Origin of the sequence: Sphingobium lactosutens (assembly GCF_013393185.1) — a bacterium.
GTDB classification, from domain to species: Bacteria; Pseudomonadota; Alphaproteobacteria; order Sphingomonadales; family Sphingomonadaceae; genus Sphingobium; species Sphingobium lactosutens_A.
The window spans coordinates 33,805-59,961 of record NZ_QJQX01000063.1 but is presented as its reverse complement, the minus strand read 5'-3'; the positions used below and the strand labels follow the sequence as shown (position 1 = coordinate 59,961).

Annotated in this window: 23 protein-coding genes; 18 read left to right on the top strand and 5 right to left on the bottom strand. The window is 62.1% G+C overall.

All coding sequences use genetic code 11. From position 1 onward, the window contains the following. Positions 1-8: 8 nt before the first annotated feature. From DM806_RS18315 to DM806_RS18305, 3 genes are read left to right on the top strand one after another with little or no spacing between them, the layout of a single operon-like run. On the top strand, positions 9-1,607 hold the full coding sequence (locus DM806_RS18315; protein ID WP_179044602.1) for a toll/interleukin-1 receptor domain-containing protein: 1,599 nt from the start codon (positions 9-11) through the stop codon (positions 1,605-1,607). 3 nt (positions 1,608-1,610) lie between these two features. Next, positions 1,611-2,093, top strand: coding sequence for a nucleotide synthetase (locus DM806_RS18310; RefSeq protein ID WP_179044601.1), 483 nt, complete (start codon positions 1,611-1,613; stop codon positions 2,091-2,093). Positions 2,094-2,120: 27 nt separating this feature from the next. Beyond that, positions 2,121-3,605, top strand: a complete 1,485-nt coding sequence (locus DM806_RS18305; RefSeq protein ID WP_179044600.1) for a TRAFs-binding domain-containing protein — start codon at positions 2,121-2,123, stop codon at positions 3,603-3,605. Between the two features lie 73 nt (positions 3,606-3,678). On the opposite strand, the gene DM806_RS18300 is transcribed toward DM806_RS18305, so the two are convergent. Then, on the bottom strand, positions 3,679-5,268 hold the full coding sequence (locus DM806_RS18300) for an alpha-N-arabinofuranosidase (protein WP_256869383.1): 1,590 nt from the start codon (positions 5,266-5,268) through the stop codon (positions 3,679-3,681). Between the two features lie 233 nt (positions 5,269-5,501). On the opposite strand from DM806_RS18300, the gene DM806_RS18295 reads away from it, so the two are divergent. Both DM806_RS18295 and DM806_RS18290 read left to right on the top strand, forming a co-directional pair. After that, a complete protein-coding gene (locus DM806_RS18295; protein ID WP_256869382.1) occupies positions 5,502-8,246 on the top strand; it encodes a glycosyl hydrolase 115 family protein in 2,745 nt (914 codons plus the stop codon). 120 nt (positions 8,247-8,366) lie between these two features. Next, on the top strand, positions 8,367-9,467 hold the full coding sequence (locus tag DM806_RS18290; RefSeq protein ID WP_179044597.1) for a glycoside hydrolase family 43 protein: 1,101 nt from the start codon (positions 8,367-8,369) through the stop codon (positions 9,465-9,467). A 48-nt stretch (positions 9,468-9,515) separates the two neighbouring features. On the opposite strand, the gene DM806_RS18285 is transcribed toward DM806_RS18290, so the two are convergent. Next, positions 9,516-10,682 carry a Gfo/Idh/MocA family protein gene (locus DM806_RS18285; protein ID WP_179044596.1) on the bottom strand — a complete coding sequence of 389 codons (1,167 nt, stop codon included), beginning with the start codon at positions 10,680-10,682 and terminating at the stop codon, positions 9,516-9,518. 105 nt (positions 10,683-10,787) lie between these two features. On the opposite strand from DM806_RS18285, the gene DM806_RS18280 reads away from it, so the two are divergent. The 12 genes from DM806_RS18280 (at position 10,788) to DM806_RS18225 (ending at position 22,128) form a co-directional block, all read left to right on the top strand. Next, positions 10,788-11,159, top strand: a complete 372-nt coding sequence (locus DM806_RS18280; RefSeq protein WP_256869381.1) for a c-type cytochrome — start codon at positions 10,788-10,790, stop codon at positions 11,157-11,159. Next, positions 11,156-12,217: a sugar phosphate isomerase/epimerase family protein gene (locus DM806_RS18275; RefSeq protein WP_256869380.1), complete on the top strand. Its 1,062-nt coding sequence runs from the start codon at positions 11,156-11,158 to the stop codon at positions 12,215-12,217. The genes DM806_RS18280 and DM806_RS18275 overlap by 4 nt, the downstream gene beginning before the upstream one ends. A 63-nt stretch (positions 12,218-12,280) precedes the next feature. Continuing rightward, complete coding sequence (locus tag DM806_RS18270) at positions 12,281-13,585, top strand: MFS transporter (protein ID WP_179044595.1); 1,305 nt, start codon at positions 12,281-12,283, stop codon at positions 13,583-13,585. Continuing rightward, a complete protein-coding gene (locus DM806_RS18265) occupies positions 13,582-14,496 on the top strand; it encodes a hydroxypyruvate isomerase family protein (protein ID WP_179044594.1) in 915 nt (304 codons plus the stop codon). The genes DM806_RS18270 and DM806_RS18265 overlap by 4 nt, the downstream gene beginning before the upstream one ends. A gap of 13 nt (positions 14,497-14,509) precedes the next feature. Further along, positions 14,510-15,337, top strand: coding sequence for a 3-keto-disaccharide hydrolase (locus DM806_RS18260; RefSeq protein WP_179044593.1), 828 nt, complete (start codon positions 14,510-14,512; stop codon positions 15,335-15,337). Further along, positions 15,334-15,903 (top strand): gluconate 2-dehydrogenase subunit 3 family protein, encoded by a 570-nt coding sequence (locus tag DM806_RS18255; RefSeq protein ID WP_179044592.1) that lies wholly within the window; start codon positions 15,334-15,336, stop codon positions 15,901-15,903. Before DM806_RS18260 ends, DM806_RS18255 begins: the two co-directional genes overlap by 4 nt. Next, positions 15,900-16,745 carry a sugar phosphate isomerase/epimerase family protein gene (locus tag DM806_RS18250; RefSeq protein WP_179044591.1) on the top strand — a complete coding sequence of 282 codons (846 nt, stop codon included), beginning with the start codon at positions 15,900-15,902 and terminating at the stop codon, positions 16,743-16,745. The genes DM806_RS18255 and DM806_RS18250 overlap by 4 nt, the downstream gene beginning before the upstream one ends. 26 nt (positions 16,746-16,771) lie before the next feature. Beyond that, on the top strand, positions 16,772-18,454 hold the full coding sequence (locus DM806_RS18245; RefSeq protein ID WP_179044590.1) for a GMC oxidoreductase: 1,683 nt from the start codon (positions 16,772-16,774) through the stop codon (positions 18,452-18,454). A 71-nt stretch (positions 18,455-18,525) separates the two neighbouring features. Beyond that, entirely contained in the window at positions 18,526-19,575 is a 1,050-nt protein-coding gene (locus DM806_RS18240; RefSeq protein ID WP_179044589.1) for a LacI family DNA-binding transcriptional regulator, read from the top strand. A gap of 58 nt (positions 19,576-19,633) precedes the next feature. Further along, on the top strand, positions 19,634-20,047 hold the full coding sequence (locus DM806_RS18235) for a Dabb family protein (protein ID WP_372859622.1): 414 nt from the start codon (positions 19,634-19,636) through the stop codon (positions 20,045-20,047). Positions 20,048-20,184: 137 nt separating this feature from the next. After that, positions 20,185-21,198, top strand: a complete 1,014-nt coding sequence (locus DM806_RS18230; protein WP_179044617.1) for an aldo/keto reductase — start codon at positions 20,185-20,187, stop codon at positions 21,196-21,198. A 45-nt stretch (positions 21,199-21,243) separates the two neighbouring features. Beyond that, positions 21,244-22,128 (top strand): HpcH/HpaI aldolase/citrate lyase family protein, encoded by an 885-nt coding sequence (locus DM806_RS18225; protein WP_256869379.1) that lies wholly within the window; start codon positions 21,244-21,246, stop codon positions 22,126-22,128. A 46-nt stretch (positions 22,129-22,174) separates the two neighbouring features. Here DM806_RS18225 and DM806_RS18220 read toward each other — a convergent pair whose 3' ends face one another. The 3 genes from DM806_RS18220 to ligK all read right to left on the bottom strand — a co-directional run bounded on the left by DM806_RS18220 (position 22,175) and on the right by ligK (position 24,869). Continuing rightward, positions 22,175-23,053 carry an amidohydrolase family protein gene (locus DM806_RS18220; RefSeq protein WP_179044588.1) on the bottom strand — a complete coding sequence of 293 codons (879 nt, stop codon included), beginning with the start codon at positions 23,051-23,053 and terminating at the stop codon, positions 22,175-22,177. After that, positions 23,050-24,084, bottom strand: a complete 1,035-nt coding sequence (locus tag DM806_RS18215; protein WP_179044615.1) for a 4-oxalomesaconate tautomerase — start codon at positions 24,082-24,084, stop codon at positions 23,050-23,052. Before DM806_RS18215 ends, DM806_RS18220 begins: the two co-directional genes overlap by 4 nt. A gap of 110 nt (positions 24,085-24,194) precedes the next feature. Further along, the gene (ligK, locus tag DM806_RS18210; protein ID WP_179044587.1) at positions 24,195-24,869 is read right to left on the bottom strand and encodes a 4-carboxy-4-hydroxy-2-oxoadipate aldolase/oxaloacetate decarboxylase; all 675 of its coding nucleotides are present in this window, start codon (positions 24,867-24,869) and stop codon (positions 24,195-24,197) included. Positions 24,870-24,972: 103 nt separating this feature from the next. On the opposite strand from ligK, the gene DM806_RS18205 reads away from it, so the two are divergent. Beyond that, entirely contained in the window at positions 24,973-26,124 is a 1,152-nt protein-coding gene (locus DM806_RS18205; protein WP_179044586.1) for a LysR substrate-binding domain-containing protein, read from the top strand. Positions 26,125-26,157 lie beyond the last annotated feature (33 nt).

Genomic DNA, 26,157 nt, shown 5'->3' with positions numbered 1-26,157 from the left:
TGGTTCGCATGACAGCAGGCAGCACTGATCCTGAAACGCCCGGCCTTTCCACCTATCGCGCATTCCTGAGCTACAGCCATGTCGATGAGCGCACGGCCGCCAGGCTGCATCGATGGCTGGAAGCCTATCGCCTTCCTGCACGCCTGGTTGGCACTCAGTCGCCATTGGGAACCGTTCCCCATCGGCTGGCGCCGATTTTTCGCGATCGTACCGAACTGCCGGCTGCCTCCAGCCTCGACAGAGAGGTTCGGCAAGCCCTGTCGCGATCGGACGCGCTGGTCATAATATGTTCTCCGGCCGCCAGGGCTTCGCGCTGGGTGGATGCAGAAATCGCTCTGTTTCGTGAACTGCATCCTGATCGCCCTGTCATCGCCGCGCTGATCGAAGGGGAGCCTGAGGACAGTTTCCCTTCTTCGCTGTTCGCGCTCGACGCCGATGGGGTGTTGCATGAACCCATCGCGGCCGATTTTCGGACAAATCATGATGGCATCAGGCTTGCCCGGTTGAAGATCGTGGCCGGTCTTACGGGTGTGGGCCTCGACCGGATCATTCAGCGGGATGCGCAGCGCCAGCTCCGGCGCGTGATTGGCGTCACATTTTTCGCCGTTATTCTTGCTCTATTCATGGCGGCGATGTTGATATTCGTCGCCCGGGCGAGAAGCGAGGCGGAAAAGCAACGGCAGCAGGCGGAAGGATTGATCGAATTCATGTTCACGGATCTGCGGGAAAAGTTGAGAGGCGTGGGGCGGCTCGACATTCTCCAGACGGTCAACAGGCGTGCCTTGAATTATTATGCCGACCAGCCCGATCTCGCCGCGCTTCCACGAGATTCGCTCGACCGCCGTGCGCGCATTCTGCAAGCCATGGGGGAAGATGACCTCAAGCGAGGCGACGAGAAAGCTGCTTTGGCCGAGTTCCGGGAAGCCTATCGCGTGACCCGCGCACTGATGTCCGCCGAGCCTCATAACCCAGTACGGATATTCGCACATGCCCAGAGCGAATTCTGGCTGGGCTATGTCGAATTCCTGCGGCATCGTAATGACGCGGCGCTCCCGCGTTTCCGGGCCTATGGCGTGCTCGCCCGGCAACTCGTCGATCTTCAGCCGGAGAATGAGAAATACTGGCGGGAATTAAGCTATGCGCAAGGCAATATCTGCACGATCGCGATCGATGAAGGGCATCGTCGAACACCTGATCTGGATAGCTGCCGCCAGGCGTTGGAAACCATGCAGCGCGTGCGCCAGATGATGCCCGACGATCAGGCGGTGGCCGCGGACCTGGCCAATCGGCATGCATGGATGGCGGATGCCCTGCGTATGAGGGGAGAGAGGAATGCAGCGCTGAAGCAACGGCAGCAGCAAGGCGCCATTTTGCAAGCGTTGATCCGGAAAGATCCGAAGAATGCGACCTATGTGCAGGACTGGATGCTCGCGCGTTACTCCATGTCGCAACTTCTGTATCAGATTGGCCAGAAGCCGCGTGCGGAGTCGTTGAGGGAGGAGGCGCGCAAGGATGTGGACAGGCTCGTCGCGTCCGATCCGGCGAATAAGGATTGGCGAGTTTGGCAGGCCAAGCTGTCGGAACCTTTAGAAACCACTGGAAAGTAACTCATGTCTACATTGAACTATACGCAATACGGACTTGCGCCACTTGCGCCCGTCGAGTTGTGCGATGGCGCAAAACCGATTTGTTTCAATGTCATTTTCAAGGCTGAAAATGAGAAGATCGCGCTGCGTTATGAGCAGCCTGACGCACCGGGCTGCCCTTATATTGCTATCACGCAGGACTCACTTGTGGAGATCGTGCTGGTTGGCGACCAGATTTATTTCTCGAAAGATCTTGAAGGTATCACCACCAAGGAATCCTTGGCTTCCTTTTATGGCGGGGTGGAATATGATGATTATGACGAGAAACTGGATCGTTACAAGACCCTCCGCTTTCGCGCCCGCTACAACCGGGGTGGCAAATATGGGACGCGGCATGGGTTCAACATCAATATCGATCTTTTGCAGCAAACCGCTGCCGGGGATTTTCAATGGATTGCACTGTCGATCGACCCCGACATCAGGAACCCGCCGCCAAAGCAGGACTGAGCGTCATATCTGGGGAATGGAAACAGCATGACTTTTGCGGTTCTGGCCCGGATACGCACGGTTGCGCGCGGAGGCGACACGCTCCGCGCGTGGCGGATGTTCAGCGAGTCCGGCCTCCTCGATGCTGACGACCCGGAAGCGCTGAGCCTCAAGGGGCGCCTGCTGAAGGATCGTGCCCTGTGTAGCGGGGGGAACGATCGCGCCACTCTGCTGTCGCAGGCGCAGAATGCCTATATGCAGGCTGGGAAGGGGCGCCGCGCAACCTATCCCCTGATCAACGCCGCCACGGTCGCTTTTCTCAACGGCAGGCCGGATCATGCCGCACGCCTTGCCCGCGACGTCCTCGCGCTGCTGGAAAGCGGCGACCATGAAGCCGAAACCCGCTATTGGCTTGCCGCCACAATGGCCGAGGCGCATCTGCTGCTTGGGGACGAGACCGCGAGCAGGGCTGCGCTGGAGCAGGCAATAAGCCGTGCGCCGGAAGCTTGGGAAGATCATGCTGCGACATTGCGGCAATTCCGCCAGATCCTGACGCTGACGGGGCGATCGGCCGACTTGTTCGATCATTTGCGTCCCCCGCCGAGCCTGTATTTCAGCGGCATCATCGGCGTACCGGACGATGAGGAGGAGGCTCGGCACAAGATCGGCGAGGCGCTCGACCACATTCGTCCTGGCGCGCTTTACGGGGCACTGGCCGCGGGAGCGGACATATTGCTCGCCGAACTGGCGGTCGCCCGGGGCGCGGAACTGCATGTCGTCCTGCCGACGGCCCTGGACGTCTTTCGCGATGCCTCCGTGATCCGGTTTGGTGAACGATGGCGACAACGGTTTGACCGGCTGATCGATGGCGCCGCGAGTCTGGAGGCGCCGGAGAGCATCATGAACCTGTCCGAGGCGGCGATCACCAGAGGGGCGGAAATTGCCATGGGGTTGGCCTTGCGGCGTGCCAGCGCCTTTGCAACGCACGCGGTTGCGCTGAATGTTGGACGGCGATCCGGTGTCTTCATGGCGTCGGACATAGTGTGGCAGGCACGGGGCCTCCCCTTGCATCGCGTTGTTCTGGACCAGTCGATCCCGCCAAAGGCGGGAGCGCTCGACATGGCCGTGAACCGGATATTGCTTGCCTCATCATCCCCCTTTCTATTGCCCGGTGCATTCCGCCATCTGGAGAGGCAGCATCCGGTGAACGACATGTTTTTCCTGGAGCTGGATGATCTGCCGACGGCGATCCACCTTGCGCAAGCCATGGTGAGCGCTCGTCCGGAATGCAGGCTGGGGCTGGAATATCATACGGCTGCGTTGGCCGGGGACGAAGTGCCGGACGAGGATCGCCTGGCCTTTGTCCTGGCCCGTGCCGCGCCTGCCGGCAGTATATGGGCGCTCTGGCCCCAGGCCGTCGCCATGGATATACTGGCGCCGCAATGCCGTTTCGAATTCGCGGGGGAGATTGCGACGCCCAATGGCGATTTTCCGGTCGCTGAATTTTGTCCGACTGTCCCTCTGGCTGAATGAGCGCGGCATTCGAGGAGCGGGGTGAGAGTTTCCGCAGCACCCTCGGTTGGGACAGGCTCGCCATCGTCGGCCGCTATTGACTGATCTCCAGGAGTGTCACCGACTTGGATGCAATCTTCAGTTCCACCTGATCCTGGACGATCCGCGCGGGTAACGGTTTGGGGATGAAGGGATCGGGGGCATCGAAGCTTATGCGGGTATCGATGCGGTCGGCGGTAAGTGTTTGGGCGGTCGCGGTGCGCCATCTTCCGCCCCTGAGCGTGATGTAGACAGTGCTCGCCCGGGCAGGATCGAGATTGACGAGCGTCATGTGCAACTTGCCTGCCTTGTCCTTCGATGCGGACACGCTCAGGCCCGGCAGGCGGGTATCGCCCTCGACATAGGCGTGCGCCTGCACTTCCGTCGGCACGAGCGCGGCACCCTGATGCACCTTGTACAGATCGAACACATGATAGGTAGGCGTGACCACCATCTTTGCGCCGTCGGTCAGGATGAGCGATTGGATGACATTCACCATCTGCGCAAGGTTGGCCATCCGTACCCGATCGGCGTGGTGGTTGAAGATGTTGAGGCTCAGTCCTGCAATCACCGCGTCGCGCAGCGTGCTTTCCAGATAGAGTTGCGATGGGGCATCCTTCTCGCTCTGGAACCAGGCGCCCCATTCGTCCACCGCCAGGGCGACGCGCTTGTCGGGATCATATTTGTCCATGATAGCCGAATGACGGCGGATCAACTCGTCGGTCAGGTTGGCCCGCGCCAGCGCCGCAGCCCATTCGGCCGTGCCGAAGCCGATATTGCGTCCCTTGTTGCGCCAGTCATTGCCGGCGAAGGTATAGAAGTGCAACGATAGCCCCCACATAAGCGGCTGGTCGGTCGTATAGGCGAGCGGCGTCGGATGGGGGCGCCACATCATGGCCTGTGCCATGACACGATCGGTCCAGTCATAATCGTCCGTATCGGCCCCTACCGCAATCAGCTTCGCCCGTTCCCCCGAATAGCTGCGCAGGAAGCTGGCATAATTGCGGAAGGTCGCGGCATAGCTGTCGGCGGTCATGTTGCCGCCGCAGCCCCAACTTTCATTGCCGACGCCGATGAAGGGGACTGCCCATGGTTCGGCATGTCCATTGGCGGTGCGGCTTCTGCCCGGCTGGCTGGCGGTCGGCGCGGTCATGTATCGCATCCAGTCGTCGGCTTCCCTGACGCTGCCCGATCCGACATTGACCGACACAAAGGCCTCGGCCCCGATCTGGTCGAGAAAATCCATATATTCATGCGTGCCGAAGGCGTTGGTTTCGGCTGACTTGTCCCAGGCGGCGTTGATGCCCTGTGGCCGCTGGTTGGCAGGGCCAATGCCATCCGCCCAGTGATAGCCATCGGCGAAGCATCCTCCTGGCCAGCGGATCACGGGAATATGCACTTTGCGAAGGGCAGCGACGACATCGCTGCGGATGCCGCGGACATTGGGAATGGAAGAGTCGGAGCCGACCCAGATGCCCTCATAGACACCGCGTCCCAGATGTTCCACGAACTGGCCGTAGATATTGGGGTCTATGATCGGACCGGGCTTGTCGGTGTCCACGATCAGTCGTGCATCGCTCGTTGGACCGGGTGACTGCGTCGCCCCCGACGACGCACCCGGAACCAGCATGCTGATCGCGGCCATCCCGCACAAAAACATTCGCCTGATCGTCATTATGCGCCCTCCCCATTTGTCCGACTAATTTTGCGAATGGAGGCCGGCCTCGTCAAGCAAGGAATGGTCGTATTATCCATCATATGAAAATATGTTCCACATTGAGAAGTATGAGAAAGCGCCTTAAGCTTCGGCTGAAGATGTAATCACAAGCAGGGGAGGGGACGGAGATGTTTCGTGCGATATCAAGGCGTGGGATAGCTTTGCTCCTGGCTTTCTGCGGGTTGCAACTTGCGGCGTCGGCGTCGGCCGAGGATGCGCTTCTGTTCGATGGCCGCCACGCCGCTACCATCCTGCATGGAAAGGACCGCGCATTCGTGCTGGCGGCCAACATGCTGGCCAATGACTTCGACAAGGTGACGGGTATGCAGCCGCGGCAGTCGACCGACATGGGAGATTGCGGAAATCTGTGCGTCGTCATCGCGGACCGGCAATCGTCCCTGATCGATGCCGTCGCCCGGGATACCGGCCTTGATCTGGCGCCCCTGTCCGGACAGTGGGAACGCTATGTGCGGGTTATGTTGCCGTCGCGTAGCCGACCGACCCGGCGTTATCTGATCATCGCCGGATCGGACGTGCGCGGCGCGATTTGGGGGACGGTCGATCTGACGCGCGAGATGGGGGTGTCCGCTTGGGAATGGTGGGCCGACGTGACGCCGCGCAAGCTGGACCGGCTGGCCGTCGATGGTCGTTATCGGCTGTCGAATACTCCATCCGTTCGCTATCGCGGCATCTTCCTCAATGATGAGGATTGGGGACTGCAACCCTGGGCGGCCAAGACGTTCGAACCCGACGTCGGCGACATCGGTCCCCGCACCTATGCCCGGATTTTCGAGCTGATGTGGCGGCTCAAGGCCAACCTCATCTGGCCGGCCATGCATGACAGCACACGCCCCTTCTATCATATAGCCGGCAATGCGCAGACGGCGCGTGACTATGCGATCGTCATGGGCACCTCCCATGCAGAACCGCTGATGCGCAACAATGTCCGCGAATGGGACGAAACGAGCCAGGGGCCATTCAATTTCTTCAGCAATCGCAATAATATGATCGGCTATTGGCGCGATCGTGTCACTGCGGTCAAATCGTTCGAAAATATCTATACGGTAGGTTTGCGCGGCAAGCATGATTCCGCGATGGAAGGAGCGCAAACCCCGGAGGTTGCGCGCGATGCGATGGCCGATGCTATTGCCGTCCAGCGCGATCTACTGGCCAAGGCGCAAGCGAAACCGGTCGATCAGGTTCCGCAGGCGCTGACGCTCTACAAGGAAGTGCTCGACCTCTATTCGCTGGGCCTGAAGGTTCCCGATGATGTCACGCTGGTCTGGCCGGAGGATAATTATGGCTATATCCATCGGCTGCCGACACCGCAGGAGCGGAAACGTAGCGGCGGGTCGGGCGTCTATTATCATATTTCCTATTGGGGCCGCCCGCATGATTATCTCTGGCTGGCGACGACGCATCCTGCCCTGATCCGCGAGCAGATGGATCGCGCCTGGCAAATGGATGCGCGTCGACTGTGGATGGTCAATGTCGGCGATATCAAGCCTGGCGAATATCTGACTCAATATTTCCTCGATCTGGCGTTCGACCACCGAATATTCGCGCAGAAGCCGCGAGATCATCTGGCCGAATGGCTGGTAGGACAGTTTGATGCGACGGTGTCCGGCAGGATCGCCGACATTCTGACCGACTATTATGACCTGGCGTTCAAACGACGGCCGGAGTTCATGGGCTTCAGTCAGGTTGAACCCACCACATCGATCAGGATCGGCGATTATATCCGCACAGGCGGGCAGGAGGCGCAACGACGGATCGATCATTATGCCGATCTCGTCGGCCGCGCGGAGGCGCTGGCTGCCGAGATCGCACCCGACAGGAAGGATGCCTATTTCCAACTGGTACTGTATCCCGTCCGCGGAGCGGCCAGCCTGAATGAACGCAACCTCAAGCTTGATCTGGCTGCGCTCTACGCCCGGCAGGGCAGGCCGGTGGCGAACCGGCTGGCGCGCGAAGCGGAGGCGGCGCATGCGCGCATCGTGGCCGACACAGCGGCCTATAACGGCCAGCGAGGCGGCAAGTGGCGGGGCATCATGGACATGGCGCCACGAAACCTGCCTGTCTTTGCCAAACCGGCTTTTCCTCAGGCGGAATTCCCGACGAAGCCCGGCTGTGCGGTGGATGCATCAGAACTGACCTTCGTCGAGGGGCGACCTGCTCGCCACGCGCTGACTATTTATGGATGGGGTGTGGCTACGGACTGGCGGTTGTCGGATCAGCGGGGGCTTGCTTCGACTGCGCGCGCGGGCGGCTTGACTCTCGATAACGGCTATCAGCAACGGATCATGCTATCCTATGATGGCAGGTCGGCGATTGACTTTGGGACCCTGCTATGCGGCGGGAAAACAGTCGATATAGCGGGGCGATACATCCGTCGGACGGACGGAAATCTCCCCGTCGAAATCGATCACGTCCTGTCGTTGACCGCGGCTTCCGCGATCGCCACCAGCGATGAGTGGGAAGAAATTCCAGGACTGGGATCGCGTCAGGTGGCGTTGCGTTCCAGGCTCGCCTTGCCGTCGCACATGGGTCTCGAAGCGGCGCAGCCATTGCATTACGCTTTCGAAATCGCGGATCAGACCGATGCCGAACTGCGCGTCATCGCGCTTCCGGCTCACCCATTGACCTCGGCCAATGGGTTGCGGCTGGGGATCCAGGTGGATGACGGCCCGATGCAGATTCTCGATTTCGAGACGCATGGCCGCAGTGAGGAGTGGAAGCAGAATGTGCTCAGCAACACGGCCGAACGGCGCATCGCGATCCCGCAACTGCGCAAAGGCCGGCATGATATAAAGATCCACGCCATCGATCCCGGCTTTCTGCTCGACCGGATCGACATTCGGCTGAATGGGGCAGCCGATCCTTACGGCGCCCCGCCCCTTTCATGAGGGCCGCAGGCCGGTGGTCGTATCGGCAACGTCCGATCGGCCAGTTTGCTGTTGTAACGGCATCGTTGCGAAAAGAATATGATAGCGCTATCAGTTCTGCCCGGCGAGAGGAGAGGACAGATGAAGAGTAAGCGACGCACGATACCCCTGGCATTGGGGCTGGCCTTGGCAGCGTGCCAACAGGCGCCGCATGACGCCCAGAAGCCTGGGACGGAAAAGCGCGATCCATCCGAATATCTATCGCAGCCACTGGTCAAGGACATCTATACCGCCGACCCGTCCGCCCATGTGTGGAATGGCAAGATCTACGTCTATCCCAGTCATGATATCGATGGCCCGACGCCCGAGGATGATCTCGGCAGCCATTTCGAGATGCGCGACTATCATGTCCTGTCGATGGACAAGATCGGCGGGCCTGTGACGGTCGGTCCCGTGGCGCTAGACGTCAAGGATGTGCCCTGGGCCGAAAAGCAGATGTGGGCGCCTGATGCGGCCTACAAGAATGGTACCTATTATCTCTATTTCCCGGCCAAGGACAAGGAAGGCGCCTTCCGCATCGGCGTCGCCACGTCCAAGGATCCGATGGGTCCGTTCAAGGCGCAGCCGCAGCCGATCAAGGGCAGCTATTCGATCGATCCGGCCGTCTTCACCGACGATGACGGGCAGAGTTATGTCTATTTCGGGGGTATCTGGGGCGGCCAGCTTCAGCGCAATATCGACGGCAAATATGATCCGAACGGGTCGAAGACCGACCTGCAACAGGATGACAAGCCTGCGCTCGCGCCCCGCGTCGCCAAACTGACCGGAGACATGCTGGAGTTCACCGAGAAGCCCAAAGCTGTCCAGATACTGGACGACAAGGGGAAGCCGCTGCTGGGTGGCGACCATGACCGCCGCTTCTTCGAGGCGTCGTGGATGCACAAATATAAGGGCAAATATTATTTCAGCTATTCGACCGGTGACACCCATTATCTGGCCTATGCGATCGGTGATTCCCCCTATGGTCCATTTACCTACAAGGGGCGCATTCTGGAGCCAGTGGAAGGGTGGACGACCCATCATTCGATCGTGGAATGGAATGGCAAATGGTGGCTCTTCTACGCCGACACGCAATTATCGGGGCAGACGCGTCTGCGCAATGTGAAGGTGACGGAACTTCACTATAATCCCGACGGGACGATTCAGACGATCAACCCGCTGCTGCCCGCAAAGGGGCACTGATCAGATGGACGGGAGCGCGATCCGTAACAGTCGCGCTCCCGTCATTGCTCAATCCGCTGCCAGCGGCGTCCATTTGCTGTCGCCCGCCGCATTGGCGATGACGGTTTCAACAAATGCCATGGTGCGCAGTCCGTCCGCGATCGACGGACACCAGTCGGCGCCCCCCTTGGCGGTTTCCGCGGCTGCTTCCCCAGACCGTATTCGTGCAGCGAAAGCGCGGTAAAGATTGGCGAAAGCCTCGATATAGCCTTCCGGATGCCCGCTCGGCGTGCGCAGCCGGGGAACGGTGGACGGCGAAAGGCCGGGGCCGGCGGCGCGCACCATCTCGGCTGGGCGATCCAGCCAGCGCAGGGTGAGCGTGTTCGGCTCCATCTGCGACCATTCCAGCCCGCCATGCTCACCATGGATGCGCAACTTCAGGCCATTTTCGTCGCCAGCCGCCACCTGCGTCGCCTTCAGCACGCCGCGCGCGCCTCCGCTCAGGCGCAGCAATACGCTGACATCGTCGTCCAGTCGTCGGCCTTCGACATGGATGGACAGGTCGGCGCAGAGTTCCTCCACACACAATCCCGATACATGTTCGGCCAGATGGAAAGCGTGCGTGCCGATGTCGCCCAGGCATCCGCCCAGCCCTGCGCGTGCGGGGTCGGTGCGCCATTCGGCCTGCTTGTTGCCGTCGCGGTCGATCGCCTGGCTCAGCCAGCCCTGCGAATATTCGACCTGCACCAGTCGGATCCGGCCGAAGTCGCCACGCGCCACCCGTGCGCGAGCCTCTTCGACCAGCGGATAGCCGCTATAGGTGAAGGCGAGGCCGAACTGGCATCCCGATCGCGCGGCCGCCTGCGCAATCAGCCGCGATTCGGCCACGCTCATCGCCATCGGCTTTTCGCAGAAGACGTGGAAACCCGCATCCAGGGCCGCGATCGCCATGGGGGCATGAAGATGGTTGGGTGTCACGATGGCGATGGCATCGACACGATCGCCTATCGGGCGCGCATTCTCGCCTGCAAGTAGCGTGTCGAGCGAATCATAGGTTCGGTCAGGATCGATCCCCAGCATATCGCCCGATCGCCGATTGCGATCGGGGTCGCCGCTAAAGGCGCCCCCGACCAGACGCCAGTCGCCGTCCAGTGCAGCGGCAGCGCGGTGAACAGCGCCGATGAAGGCGCCTTCGCCGCCCCCGACCATGGCTAAACGAAAGGGCTGGTTCCGCATCTCTCTCCTCCTCTGTCGATTTACGTTAGCGCGATCATTCTTGGTCTTGATCTGTCATGATTTACCGGTAAATGATAGACGGAACAATAATATGGAGAGTCGGGGATGCGCAGGGTAGCAAGCCTCAGCCTGATATCGATCGGTGCAAGCGCCGCGATGATGTATGTCGCGCCGAGCATGGCGCAGGCGCCGCCTCCAGCCTTTAATGCCTGCCGTGTGTGTCACACCGTGCAGAAGGATGCGAAGAGCGGCCTTGGTCCCAATCTGAATGGGGTCGCCGGTCGTCCTGCGGCCGCGCTGCCCGGTTTCACTTATTCGGCGGCGCTGAAAGGGTCCAGGCTGCGCTGGGACGATCAGACGCTGAACGACTTCCTGGCGGCGCCGATGAAGAAGGTGCCCGGAACGCGCATGCCGATCGCAACGCCTGATCCGGCCAAGCGCGCTGCGATCATCGCCTATCTCAAGAGCCTGAAATGACGACACCTAACGCTATGCGTGGTCCTGCGATCTTTCTGGCGCAATTCATGGGGGATGCGGCCCCGTTCGACACGCTGGAGAATGCCGCGCGCTGGATGGCGCAGGCGGGTTACAAGGGCATTCAGGTGCCTAGTAACGATGCCCGCTGCATGGATCTCAAGCTGGCGGCGGAAAGCCAGGATTATTGTGACGAACTGGCTGGGCGTTGTCGCGAGGCGGGCGTCGAGATTTCCGAATTGTCGACCCATCTGCAGGGGCAGTTGGTCGCGGTGCATCCGGCCTATGATGCAGCCTTCGACAATTTTGCGCCGCTCGAATTGCGCGGCAAGCCGGCCGAGCGACAGGCCTGGGCGGTCGAGCAGTTGAAGCTGGCGGCGAAAGCCAGCCGTCGGCTGGGGCTGAAGGCTCATGCGACTTTTTCGGGCGCCTTTGCCTGGCCCTTCATTTACCCATGGCCGCAGCGTCCGGCAGGGTTGGTGGAAGAGGCTTTCGCCGAACTGGGGCGGCGTTGGCTTCCGATCCTCGATGCGTTCGAGGAAGAGGGCGTCGATCTCTGTTACGAGCTTCATCCGGGTGAGGATCTGCATGACGGTCTGACCTTCGAGCGCTTCCTGGAAGCGGTCGGCGGCCATGCGCGCGCCAACATCCTCTACGATCCCAGCCATTTCGTGCTGCAGGCAATGGACTATCTCCAGTTCATCGACATCTATCATGACCGCATCAAGATGTTCCATGTGAAGGATGCGGAGTTCAACCCGACCGGTCGCGCCGGCGTCTATGGCGGCTATGCCGATTGGGCCGACCGTCCTGGCCGCTTCCGATCGCTGGGTGACGGGCAGGTCGACTTTACCGGCATCTTCTCGCGCCTGACCCAATATGGCTATGATGGCTGGGCCGTGCTGGAATGGGAATGCTGCCTGAAGCATCCCGAGGACGGTGCGCGCGAAGGCGCGCCCTTTATCGAGGCACACATGATCCGCCGTCCGGAACGGGCCTTCGACGATTTTGCAGGCGGTGGCGATCCCGCCAATAACCGGCGCTGGCTGGGACTGGCCTGACAGCGACGCGAACATCACCCCGATAATAAGCATCAAACGGGGGCACAGGGTAGAGGAGCGGGTATGATGGGTATCAACCGGCAGAGGCTGTTTTGGCTGAGCGTCCTGGCGCTCTTCACCGCATCGATGAGCGCATCCCTGCGCGCGGCCGTGGCGAGCAGCCTCAAGGCGCAATGGATCGATCCAATCGCGCCGATCGCGGCAGGGGAACTGATCGGGGCGGCGCTCGGCTCCGCCTTTCTCGGCTTTTCGATCACCGTCTTCGTCGTCAGCGCATTGCTCGACAAATTGCACGTTCGCCGGGTGCTGATCGGCTGCGGCGTCGCCTTCCTGATCGGAACGACGCTGATCGTTGCGGCCGGTACGCTGGCCAGCGGCATGGCGATCTATCATCTGGTTTGGCTTGGCATGTTGCTGAGCGGCATCGGTTGGGGCTTTGCCGAAGCGTCGATCAATCCACTGACCGCCCGCCTTTATCCTGAAGACACGACGCACCGGCTGAACGTGCTGCACGCCTGGTATCCGGGCGGGCTGATCGTCGGCGGGCTTGCCGGCGTGTTCCTGGCGTCCATCCTGCCATGGCAGGCGATCATGGCGCTGGTGTTCATTCCCGCCATCGGTGTGATACTGATCGCGGCGACAACCATCTTTCCCGAACCGCCCAAGGCAGTCAGCGACCGGGGGATGAAGGACATGATGCTGGAAGTGGTGCGCCGTCCCAGTTTCTTCATCTGGTTCGGCGCGATGTTCCTGACTGCCTCATCCGAACTCGCGCCGGGGCAATGGATCGACGTTGCGCTCAGCAATCGCGTTGGTATGCGCGGCATATTGCTGCTGGTCTATGTCAGCGCGCTGATGTTCGTCTTCCGCCATTTCGCGGGCCGGATTGCTGGTCGCCTCTCCAATCCCGGTTTGCTCTGGGTATCGAGCCTGCTCGCCGCGATCGGCCTGTTCCTGCTGTCGCAGGCGCAGTCGCCCATGTCTGCCATTCTCGCTTCGACCATATGGGGGTTGGGTGTCTGCGCCATGTGGCCGACCATGCTGGCATCGGTGGCGGAGCGCTATCCGCGCGGCGACGCCTGGGCGCTGGGGCTGGTCGGATCGGCCGGCGCGCTCGCCAGCTTCTTCGTGCTGCCGCGCCTCGGCGAGATGTTCGACCAGGCCAAGGTGGAGATTGCCGGTGGGCCGGAAGCCTTCACCAGGCTGAGCGGCGCGGCGCTGCGCACGGTGGAGGATGCAGCGGCATCCCAGTCCTTTGCCCGGTTGACCTTCGTGCCGCTGACGCTGCTGCTGGTCTTCGGTTTCATCTGGCTGGCGGAACGGCGCGCCAATCGACGCGCGGCGCGTGTTGCGGAGGGTGTGGCATGAGCATTTCGAGACGCACGATGATCGCTGCCGGGCTTGCCACGGTCGCCGCTCAGGCCCTGTCGGCGGCTGCGGGCAAGGGCGCGTCCAACGCCGCGCATTTCTCGCTGGGCTATGCCCCGCATGAAGGCAGCTTCGCCAGCCGCGGCGGTCTGCTGGAACAGATCGCCTACGCCGCCGATCAGGGCTTTCGCGCCTGGGAGGATAATGAGGCGCGCAAGCGTCCGATCGAGCAACAGGAAGCGATGGCGCGTGTGCTCGCACAGCGGGGCATGGCCATGGGCGTCTTCGTCGCCAGCATGCCCAAATGGGCGGACTTCCGGCCGGTGTTGGGCGCCAATGACGATGCGGATCGGAATGCGTTTCTGGAGGATGTTCGCACTTCGGTCGAAGTCGCCAAGCGCCTCAATGCGAAGCATATGACAGTCGTCACCGGTTTCATGGACAGGAAGGTGCCGGAAGAAATCCAGATGGGGCGGATCATCGACTGTATGCGCCGTGCCGGCGATATCGTCGCACCGCATGGGCTGGTGTTGGTGATGGAACCACTCAACACCCGGACTAATCATCCCGGCGTCTTCATGCAGTCAATCGCTCAGGGCTACGCCGTGGCCCGAGGCGCCAACAGCCCGGGCGTCAAGATATTGGCGGACCTCTATCATGAGCAGATCCAGTCGGGGAATCTGATCCCGACGCTCGACGCCTGTTGGGCGGAGGTCGGTTATCTCCAGTTCGGCGACAATCCCGGCCGCAAAGAGCCGGGAACGGGCGAGATCAACTATGCCAACATCGTCCGCTGGCTGCGTGCGCGCAACTATGGCGGTGTGATCGGCATGGAACATGGCAATTCGGTGGAAGGACGCGCGGGCGAGGATCGGTTGATCGCCGCCTATCGGGCAATCGACACAATATAAAGGGAGCGAGAGGATGAAGCGCATCCGTATCGGCATGGCGATGGCGGCTGGCCTGATGGCCGGAACGCTGGTTCATGCACAGGACAGGCCGGGTTTCAAGGACACGCCGATCCTGCCGGGCGGCAACTGGCATGTCCATGATCCCGACCGTCCCGCGCCGACGGTGGTCACGCCTCCCGCCGCACTAGGCGGCGCGCCGTCCGACGCGATCATCCTGTTCGACGGCACATCGCTTGATGCCTGGCGCGGCGAGCGCGGTCCATGGACACTGGACAGGGGCGTGCTGACCATTCCCTCCCGTGCACAAAGTGGCGGCGAGAACAACCTGATCTCCCGCCAGGAGTTTGGTGACGTCCAACTGCATCTGGAGTTCCGCTCGCCCAACCCGCCGCAGAAAAGCTCGCAAGATCGAGGCAATAGCGGCATCTGGTTCATGCAGCGCTACGAGGTGCAGGTCCTCGACGGCTATCAGAATGCGACCTATGCAGACGGGACGGTGGGCGCGGTCTATGCGTGGAAGCCGCCGCTGGTGAACCCGTCGCGCAAACCGGGCGAATGGCAAAGCTACGACATCATCTTCGAACGCCCGCATTTCGCAACGGATGGCAGCCTGACGCGGCCGGCCTATGTGACGGTGCTGCTGAACGGCGTGCTGGTGCAGAACCATCAGGCGATGCTGGGCACGACCGCCTGGCGCAAGATTGCGCAATATCAGTCGCATGGCGACAAGGCGCCGATCCAGTTGCAGGATCATGACTCGCCGGTGTCGTTCCGCAATATCTGGGTCCGGCCCTTGCCGGAAGAAGCCATCGCGCAGGATCTGAAAGGGGCAGGACAATGATGGATCGCAGACATGCGCTCGGCGGCATCGTCGCCATGTTCGGCGCGCAGATTTTCGCGCCGCTAGCGCGGGCGGCAGGACTTGCCCCCGCCGCCGCCATCCCGGTCATTGACCAGGGCGCACCCAGCATTCAGGTCTTCACGCCCGATCAACGCATATTGATGACGGCGCTGTGCGAGCGGATCATCCCGACGACCGACACGCCCGGCGCCATCGCAGCGGGTGTGCCCGCCTATATCGAAAAGCTGCTGGCCGACTGGGCGGTGGCGGAAGATCGCGGGCCGATCCTGTCGGGCCTTGCCGAAATCGACGCGCGCAGCCGGCAGGATTACAAGCTGCCTGCGGTGAAGGCCACGCCGGAGCAGCAGGACGCGCTGATCACGCTGGCGATGAACGACGAGTTACCGGACGGCGAGGAGTTTTTCGAAGCCTTCCGGCAGATGGTTATTGTCGGCTATTATACGTCAGAGATCGGTATCACGCAGGAACGTGAATATTTGCCGATACCGGGCGAATATAATGGCGCCTTCCCCTATTCCCAGGTCAACAAGGTCTATTCCGCATGATCATCAATCGTCGCTCCATGATGCTGGGCGCCGGCGGTCTTGCCGCACTCGCCAGCCAGCCCTTCATCACCGGAACCGCCCGCGCCGCGCAGCTCCGCAGCATTGGCCTGCAACTCTACACGGTGCGAGAGCTTTTCTCCGCTGATCCGGTCGCGACCTTGGAAAAGGTGGCCAAGGTCGGCTATCGCGAGGTCGAATATGGCGGTGGCGGCTATGACGCCATGGACCATGCCCTGCTGCGCAAGACGATGGATCGACTGGGCCTTAAATGCCCGTCCCTTCATATCGGCTATGACGCGCTGCTGGAGAAATTCGACGCCAGCGTCGCCATGGCCAAGACCCTGGGCGCGGACACGGTCGTCCTTCCCTATATGGTCGACAAGCATCGCGATGTTGAGGCGTGGGACGCCGCGCTCGTCAACATCAATCGGTTCGGCGAACAGTTGAAGGCGGCGGGACTGGGCTTCGCCTATCACAACCACGACTTCGAATTTACCGTGAAACCCGGTGGCGTCAGCCTGTTCGATCGGTTGGTGAAGGCGTGCGATCCCGCGTTGGTGAAGATCGAACTGGATATTTACTGGGCCGTCCATGCCGGGCAGGATGTGCAGGCGCTGATCCGCAGCCTCGCCGGACGCATCTATTCCTATCATGTGAAGGATATGCGCGCCGACCGCAGCATGACCTCGGTGGGTTTGGGTACGATCGACTTCGCCGCCATCTTCAAGCTGAATGCGCTTGCAGGGGTGCGGCATTTCTATGTCGAAAACGACCAGTCGCCCGCGCCCTATATCCCGGACATCACCAAAAGCTTCCAGACGCTGCGCGCGCTGCGTTTCTGAACGACATCCTTTAGGAGAGGATCATCATGGCTTCGACGGACAGGTTCGATGCGATCGTCATCGGTTCGGGCATCAGCGGCGGTTGGGCTGCAAAGGAACTGACGGAAAAGGGGCTGCGCGTGCTGATGCTCGATCGCGGCCATATGGTCGAGCATGGCGAAGGCTATACCTATGACGGGCGGCCCGCCTATGACGTGCCGGCGCGCAACATCATGCCGGACACGCTGCGCGAGAGCGACTATTTCATCGCCCAGCACGGCTATGTCGCGCCGAGCAATCAGGCCTTCTACAATAATGACCGGCTGAACCCCTATGATTATGGGGAGGGCAGCAAATTCTACTGGATCCGCCCGGCTGCGGTCGGCGGCAAGTCGCTGATCTGGGGGCGCTGGAGCTTCCGCTGGAGCGCGGAGGACTTCGAAGCGAACAAGCGCGAGGGTATCAATGGCGCCTGGCCGATTGGCTATGATGATCTGGTGCCTTGGTACAGCTATGTCGAGAAATATATCGGCGTGTCCGGATCGCGCGAGAATCTCTCTTATCTGCCCGATAGCGAGTTCCAGCCACCCATGCCGATGAACGTCGCGGAAAAATGGATGAAGCAGCGGCTGGAGCAGGAATTTCCCGGCCGCAAGATGATCAACGCCCGCCTGTCCAACATGACCGAGGACAAGCCGGAGCAGGGCCGGACCAAATGCCAGTTCCGTAATCAGTGCGGCAATGGCTGTTCCTTCGGCGCCTATTTCTCGACCCAGGCGGTCACGCTGCCCGCCGCGCGGGCGACGGGACGGCTCACGCTGCGGTCCGACGCGGTCGTCACCAACCTTGAATATGATCCTGCGAACCGGAAAGTGACGGGTGTCCGCTTCGTCGACGCCAAGACCGGTCAGGCCGAAGTCGTGACCGCGAAGCTCGTCTTCCTCAATGCCTCGACCCTTGGTTCGGTGCAGATCCTGATGAACTCGCGCGCGCAGGGCAGCGAGCGGAGCCATTTCGATTCCAGCGGCACGCTGGGCCGCTATGTCATGGACCATATCTTCCGCGTCGGCGTGAAGGGCGACATCCCCGGCATGGAGGAATTTATCGAATTCGGCCGCCGACCCGGCGCCATCTACGTCCCGCGCTTCCGCAACATCGGCAAGGATGAGGATGTCGGCTTCCGCCGTGGCTATGGCTATCAGGGCGGGGCTTATCGCGAACCGTCCAAGCCGGTCGGCTTCGGCGCGTCGATGAAGGAAGGGATGCGCCGCTATGGCGGCTGGAAGTTCCAGATGGGCGCATTCGGCGAATGCCTACCCTATGAGGATAATCATGTCGCGCTCAACCCGAACAAGACCGACCGCTTCGGCATTCCACTGATGCGGTTCAACGTCACCTTCCGCGACAATGAACTGCGGATGATGGCGGACGCGCGCGAACAGGGCGAAAAAATGCTGCGCGCGGCAGGTCTCACCAATGTCGAGAGCAAGGTGAAAGAGCATGTACCGGGTGACGCGATCCATGAGATGGGCGGCGCGCGCATGGGAGCCGATCCCCGCGCTTCGGTACTCAACAAATGGAGCCAGGCGCATGATGCGTCCAACCTGTTCGTCACGGACGGTGCGCAGATGGCGTCGATTTCCTGCGTCAATCCTTCACTGACTTTCATGGCCCTGACCGTGCGAGCGGTGGATCATGCGGTCAAGTCGCTCAAGGCAGGAGCGGCCTGATCCTTGTCTGGTCCGTTTCGCTACTATGACGCCAGCCGAAACCCGCTATCAGGGGGCCGGGGGCAATGGTGATGGCGAGACGAAAACGAAGTGGCGTAACGATCCGTGCGGTGGCGGAAAAGGCTGGCGTGTCCGCCATGACGGTGTCGAACGTCATCAACGGTGTCGGCCGAGCAAGCGCCACCACGGTCGAGGCAGTCCGGGCGGCAATAGCGGAACTGGGATATGTACCCAATCTGGCGGCGCGCCGACTGGCCAAGGCGCGAGCGACGACCGTCGGTCTGATCTATAGTGACCGGCGCACGCCCTTTCTGGATGCAGTGCTGGTAGGCACGCTGCGCGCGACCAATGCGCATGGTCTCCAGTTGATCCTGCGCGATGGCGAGGGCGTAACTCGGGGCGAAGCGGAACGGATCGCCCAGGAACTCGTGCGCAGCGGCGCCGATGCGCTTCTGCTCATTCCGCCCTTTGCCGAACAGTTGAGCGGATCCCCGGTCCTCGCCACGTTGGGCGTGCCCTTGGCGGCGATCGCGACGGGCACGGCCATGCCTGACGTCACGACGGTCCGGGTCGACAACCGGGCCGCCATGTATTCCATTACCGAACGTGTCATCGCCCATGGCCACCGCCGGATCGCCTATGTCGCCGGCCCCGATCATTACAGCGTCGTATCTGCCAGGCTCGATGGCTTCCGCGCCGCATTGAGCAGGCATGCCATTCCCGAGGAAGCACGTCTGCTCGTGCAGCATGGAGAGTTCGACTATGCGTCGGGTATTGCTGCAGCACAGGCGCTACTGGACCGGGATGATCGGCCGACGGCCATCATTTGCAGCAGCGACGATCTGGCGGCCGGTGTCATATCCCAGGCAAACCAGATGGGCCTGCAATTGCCGCGCGATCTGGCGGTGACGGGTTTTGACGACACGATCCTGGCGTCGCGGATCTGGCCCCCTCTCACGGTGATCCGGCAGCCGGTGGAAGACATGGCTTTTCGCGCGACCCAATGCCTGATCGCCGCGCTCGGCAATGTCGATCGGTCGGCAAGGGTGAGCGACGAGATTTTCGATCACGACATAGTCGAGCGGCAGTCCGTCTCGGTTGCGATAGCCGATATGCCCTAAATATGATCATCATCGGGTGGAGCATGAAGCTCCACCCTCATTGCGAGGGAATGATATCGTGAAGACCAGCAGGAGGGAAATGGCCGCCATGATGGCGATGGGTGGCGTAGGCGCAGCCCTGTCTTCGGCCAAGGCGGCGCCGCCGCCGGAGGAGGCGAGGCTGGTGCATCATGTCTTCTTCTGGCTTAAAACACCCGGATCCCAAGCCGATCGCGACCAGTTGATCGCGGGCCTGCGAATGCTCAAGGATATTCCGATCATCCGCAAGCTACAGATCGGCGTGCCCGCTGGCACGGAAAGGCGCGATGTGGTGGACGCCAGCTATGATGTGTCGGAACTGATGCATTTCAACAGTGCGACGGACCAGAAGGCCTATCAAGACCATCCGATCCATCAGGCATTCGTCAAATCCTGCGAGCATCTCTGGCAGAAAGTGCTGGTCTACGACATGGAAGTCGTTCCTGACCCATAGTCTGCCTTGGAGCCTGATGGCCTTGGTCGCGGGGCGCCGGTCGAGAGGAAAGCCGGCGCATGTTCATGGCTGGAATTGGCGGACAAGCCTCGCTATGGCGGGTCATCCCCGACCGGAAACAGGATCATCCGCGCCTCATGACTGTCTTGTCGTCGCCCCGAGCCATTGGCCCCTTCACCCTGTCGCCCGTCGGCCTCGGTTGCATGAATCTGAGCCATGCCTATCTGCCGCGCCCCGAACCGCGCCAGGCGGAAAAGCTGCTTCTTCATGCGCTCGACCAGGGCGTGGATTTTTTCGATACCGCCGCGCTCTATGGTTTCGGCGCCAATGAGGAGCTGCTTGGCCGCACCCTGATGGATTGGCGCGACGAGTTCGTGCTGGCCAGTAAATGCGTGCTGGGGGGCAAGGATGGCCAGCGTGGACTGGACGGTTCGCCGCAGGCGATCACCGCCACGCTGGAGGATTCGCTGCGGCGGCTGAATGTCGAGCATATCGACCTCTACTATCTCCACAGGCTCGATGCGAACGTGCCGATCGAGGAGTCTGTCGGCGCTCTGGTGCGGGCGGTGGAGAGCGGAAAGATCGGCGCGATCGGCCTGTCCGAAATGTCGGCAGCGACGTTGCGGCGTGCCCATGCCGTCCATCCCATTGCGGCAATGCAAACGGAATATTCCCCGTGGACGCGCAATGCGGAAGTCGCTGTGCTGGATGCGTGCGTCGAGCTGAGTGTCGGCTTCGTGGCCTTTTCTCCAGTCGCGCGGGGTGTATTGGCGGGCGGTGTCGGTCCGGCGGGAGTTCCCAAAGGCGATATTCGCGGAGCCATGCCCCGTTTCCAGTCGCCGCATCTCGAACGCAATCTCGCATTGGCCGGGCAATTCAAGGCCATCGCGGATCAGGTGGGTTGCACCATGGCGCAACTGAGCCTGGCATGGGTTCTTTCGCGCCGGCCCAATATCGTGGTGATCCCCGGCACGACCAGCACCGTCCATCTGGATGAGAATCTGGCGACATTGACACTTGATCTGCCGGCTGATGTCTTTGCGGCGGTCGATGCGCTCTTCACTTTCGAGGCTGTGTCCGGACCGCGTTATCCCAAATCCGCCCAGGCGCAGATCGACACCGAAACCTGGCCCGGCGAGCCGCTGGAATAATCCCGAACCGCGCGAAGCCGGATAATATAATCAAAGGAGATGATGATGACCGCCACGCCGCCCGCAAGGCTGCGCTCCTGGCTTTTCGCACCGGGAGACAGCGAGAAGAAGATGGCCAAGGCAGCCGACAGCGCGGCGGATATCGTGATCTTCGACTTGGAAGATGCCGTCGCACCGGACAATAAAGCGCAGGCCCGTCAAATGGTGCATGATGCTCTGGCGGCGCGGGCGGATGGGCGCGATCGTCTCTGGATCCGGATCAATCCGCTCGACGGACCATATATGCTCCAGGATCTGGTCGCCGTCATGCCGGCGCGGCCGGGCGGCCTGATGCTGCCCAAGGTCAATGGCCGGGCCGATGTGGAGCGACTGGACCATTATCTTTCCGCGCTGGAAGTGGTGAATGGCATAGCGGAAGGATCTACGCCCTTGATCGTCCTCGTCACGGAGACAGCGGAATCGATGTTCCATACGAGCGACTATAAGGATGCGCCGCGTGTCGTGGCATTGAGCTGGGGGGCGGAGGATCTGGCGGATTCGATCGGCGCCAGCAGCAACCGCAATCCCGACGGCAGCTATGGATTTACCTATGAACTGGCCCGCAGCCTGTGCCTGCTGGGTGCGGCCGCCGCCAATGTCGCCGCGATCGAGACGATCCACGGCGATTTTCGTGATCTCGACGGCTTGAAGGTGCGGGCGGAAAAGGTGCGCCGTGACGGCTATCGTGGCATGCTGGCGATCCACCCGGCGCAGGTCGATGTCATCAACGCCGCTTTCTCGCCCCAGGAAGAGGATATTGCCGAGGCTCAGGCGGTTGTGGCGCTTTTTGCGGCCCACCCTGGCGCGGGTACGATCGGTTATAAGGGGCGTATGCTCGACCGGCCGCATCTCAGCCGGGCGCAACAGCTGTTGCGCCAGACCGGGTCGTAGGGCGGTGCGCCATCGGTCCGTTCGTGCCGGTGGCGCGTGCGATCGTTCAGGCCAGTTCCTCCGGCCAGTAGAGACGCATCGGATTGTCTATGAGCAGCTTGCGCTGAAGCTCTTCGGTCGGCGCGATCCGGGGGATCATGTCGACCAGATGGCCGTCGTCGGGAATATTGTCCTGCATATTGGGGTGTGGCCAGTCCGTGCCCCACAGGACACGGTCCTGATAGTCCGCGACCAGCGGGGCGACGGCGTCGGCAAAAGCGTTCCATGGATCGCCTGTCGGGTCGAGCCGATCGGGGCAGGTGGCCTTGAACCAGATATCGTCACGGCTGTTCAGGAAAGCGCGGAACGCCTTCATGTCGGCCCCGTCCGGTCCCTGCGTCACGTCGGGGCGGCCCATATGATCGATCACCAGCGGCACCGGGATCGCATCCATGAAGGGGCGCAACTCGTCCAATATGTCCGCCTCGAAATAGATGACGACATGCCATCCGGCAGGCAGCCGCTTGGCGACGTCGAGGAACTTGTCCTTGGGGGCGTCGTCGACCAGACGCTTCAGGAAATTGAAGCGGATGCCGCGAATGCCGCCGTCATGCAGGGCGACGAGTTCGGATTCCGAAATGGCGGGATCGACCACGGCGACGCCGCGGGCCTTGCCATTGGACTTGGCGATGCCGTTCAGTGTCGCGGCATTGTTGGTGCCATGGCAGCTGGCCTGGACAATGACGTTGCGGTCGAAACCCAGATGGTCGCGCAACGCGAACAGCATGTCCGGACCGGCATCCTCGGGCAGATATTTGGCCTTAGCACTGAACGGGAACTCCGCCATCGGACCGAAGACATGGCAATGGGCGTCGATCGCGCCGGCCGGCGGGATATGGCGTGGCTTCGATGGATTGCCGTGCCAGCTGGTTATACGATCTGTCATGCGAAAATCTCTCCATCCATGAGCTTGCGCGCGGTGCGCAGCATGGCGGCGCTGGTGACGGCGCCGCTTTCGTCCAGTTCCATGACGCAGGTCGTTTCACCGGTCGGATGCTCGACCGACAGCGTCTTGCGATTGCCTTCGGGGACCGACGCGACTTCGGCCGCGGGCGATCCTTCGATCAGGCAGGCGGTGGCGACGCTGACCGCGCCGAGCACGCCGATAGAGGCATGGGCGCGATGCGGGATGAAGCTGCGCACCGTGACCGCGCCGCCATTGCGGGGCGGGGCGACCAGCATCATCTTGGGCACCGACTTTTCCCTGACGTCGCCGAGATTCATCCGCTCGCCGACCGCGAGGCGGATCGCCTCGATCCGCGCCTTGAGCGCTGTGTCATTGTCCAGCGTGTCGCGGTCCTCATAGCCGGTCACGCCGACATCCTGCGCCTTCATGACAACGCAGGGCATGCCATTGTCGATCAGCGTGACGCGCACGCCCTCGACTTCATCGACCGCATTGCCGGTCGGGAGCAGCGCGCCACAGGAGGAGCCGGCGGTGTCGCGAAACTCCAGCGGGATCGGCGCGGCGCTGCCGGGGACGCCGTCGATCTTCGCTTCGCCGTCATAGCGCACCTTGCCGCCCGGCGTTTCCACCGTGGCGATGGCGATCTGGCCGGTATTTTCCATGAATATGGCGACGCGGGTTTCGCTTGTCCGCGCGGCGACAAGACCGCGCTCGATCGCGAAGGGGCCGATGCCCGCGAGGATATTGCCGCAATTCTGCGCGTCGCTGACGATCGCTTGGTCGACGAAGACCTGAAGGAAGAGATAGTCGACGTCGACGCCCTCGCGCTCCGACTTCTTCACGACCGCGACCTTGCTGGTCAGCGGATCGGCGCCGCCCATGCCGTCGATCTGGCGTGGGTCGGGTGATCCCATGACGCGCAGCAGGAAGGCGTCGCGCGCTGCCGTGTCGGACGGCAGATCCTCGGCGAGAAAATAGCCGCCCTTGGACGTGCCGCCGCGCATCCACATGACACGGCTTTGGGTGAAATCTGTCACGTCAAACCTCCGTTCGGTTCGAGCCTGTCGAGAACTCCGCGCGCCGGTTCTCGACAGGCTCGAACCGAACGAAGCTTGGGATTTCAAATATATTTCAGGCCCATCTCTTCCAGACGCGGGCGCATATTGTAGATGTCGAGGCCCAGTTCTCCGGCGGCGAGGCGAACGCGCTTGGCTTCCTCGGCGGCTTCGCGAGCCTGCGCCTTTTCAAGGACGGCAGCGGCATCGGCGCGAGGAACGACGCATACGCCGTCATCGTCGGCGATCACCACGTCGCCGGGATTGACCAGCGCGTTGGCGCAGACGACCGGGATGTTGACCGACCCGAGCGTATTCTTGACCGTACCCTGCGCGTGAACCGCCTTCGACCAGACGGGGAAGTTCATCTGCGTCAGGTCGCGCACGTCACGGATGCCTGCGTCGATGATCAGGCCACGGCAACCGCGCGCCTGCGCCGAGGTGGCGAGCAGGTCGCCGAAATAGCCATCGGTGCACGGGCTGGTCGGCGCGAGAAGGAGGATATCGCCTTCCTTCAACTGCTCGATCGCGACATGGACCATCCAGTTGTCGCCCGGCGCGGCCGAGATGGTGACGGCGCTGCCGGCGATGCGTGCGCCGCTGTAGATCGGGCGCATATAAGGGGCGAGCAGGCCGGTGCGGCCCTGCGCTTCATGGACGGTCGCGACCCCGCACTTGGCAAGGCCATCAATGACGGAGAGGTCCGCCCGCTGGATATTCTGGACGACGACGTTGGACATGGAACGGCTCCTTCTCCCAAGATGGACAGCGACATGGACAGCTTCGTGGCAATGCTCAAATCCGTTCTGGCGCAAGCCCATTAAATTTTGATAATCATCAAACATGCAACCCGATCAGTTCAATATCCGTCACCTTGCCGCCATGGCCGCCGTCGTCGATCAGGGCAGCGTCAGCCTGGCGGCGCGCGCGGTCAATCTGACCCAGCCGGCGGTGACGCAGGGCATCGCCAAGCTGGAGGCGCAACTGGGCGTGCGGCTGTTCGACCGCCAGCCCGGCGGCATGGCGGCGCTGGAGGCGGCGCTGCGACTGAAGCCGCGCATCGACGTGGCGTTGCGGCTGATCGGCAGCAACCGGGTCACGGCGGCGCAGGTGCGTGCCTTCGTCGCGCTGGCGCGGGCGGGGAGCTATGCCGCCGCCGCCGCCGTCACGGGCGTGGCGGAGCCGTCCCTGCATCGGGCGGTCGGCGATCTGGGGCTGGCCGTAGGCAGCCGCTTGGTCGACCGGCGGGGCAGGGGGGTGACGCTGACCAAGCCAGGCATGGCGCTGGCGCAGCGGTTGCGGCTGGCACTGGCGGAATTGCGGCAGGGGCTGGAGGACCTGGCCGACCTGAAGGGGGAAGAGGGCGGGCGCATTCTCGTCGGGGCCATGCCGCTGTCGCGCGCGCGGCTGCTGCCCGACGCCATCGCCCGTTTTCGCGCCGATTTTCCGCAGGTCGACATATCGGTCCATGAAGGCTCGCACGCCGAACTGGTGGGGCCGCTGCGCGATGGCGAGATCGACATGATGATCGGCGCGTTGCGCGATCCAGCGCTGGCGCTCGACCTTGGCCAACGGCCCTTGTTCGAGGATCGGCCGACCATATTGGCGCGACGTGGCCATCCGCTGGAACAGGGCTGGGACGCCGATGCGCTGCGTCGTTTTCCGTGGATATTGCCGCCCGAAGGCACGCCGCTGCGCCAATTATGGCGGGCGATATTTGCGGAACTGGGCGGCGACCTGCCCGCCGTGCCGATCGAATGCGGGTCGGTGATGACGATCCGGCAATTGCTGGTCGGCGGCGATTATCTGACGCTCCTGTCCTATGACCAACTTGCGCTGGAACTGGAGGCGGGGCTGTTGGCGGACATCGGTCCGGCGCCAGGCGCGATCAGCCGGACGATTGGCCTGACGACCCGTGCCGACTGGCGGCCGACCCGCCTCCAGCAGCAGTTCATGGCGGCCGTCGAAGCATCCGCCGGAGATATGAGTTCGTAAATTCTTATGGATTCATGGTGGATTCGATTGGTC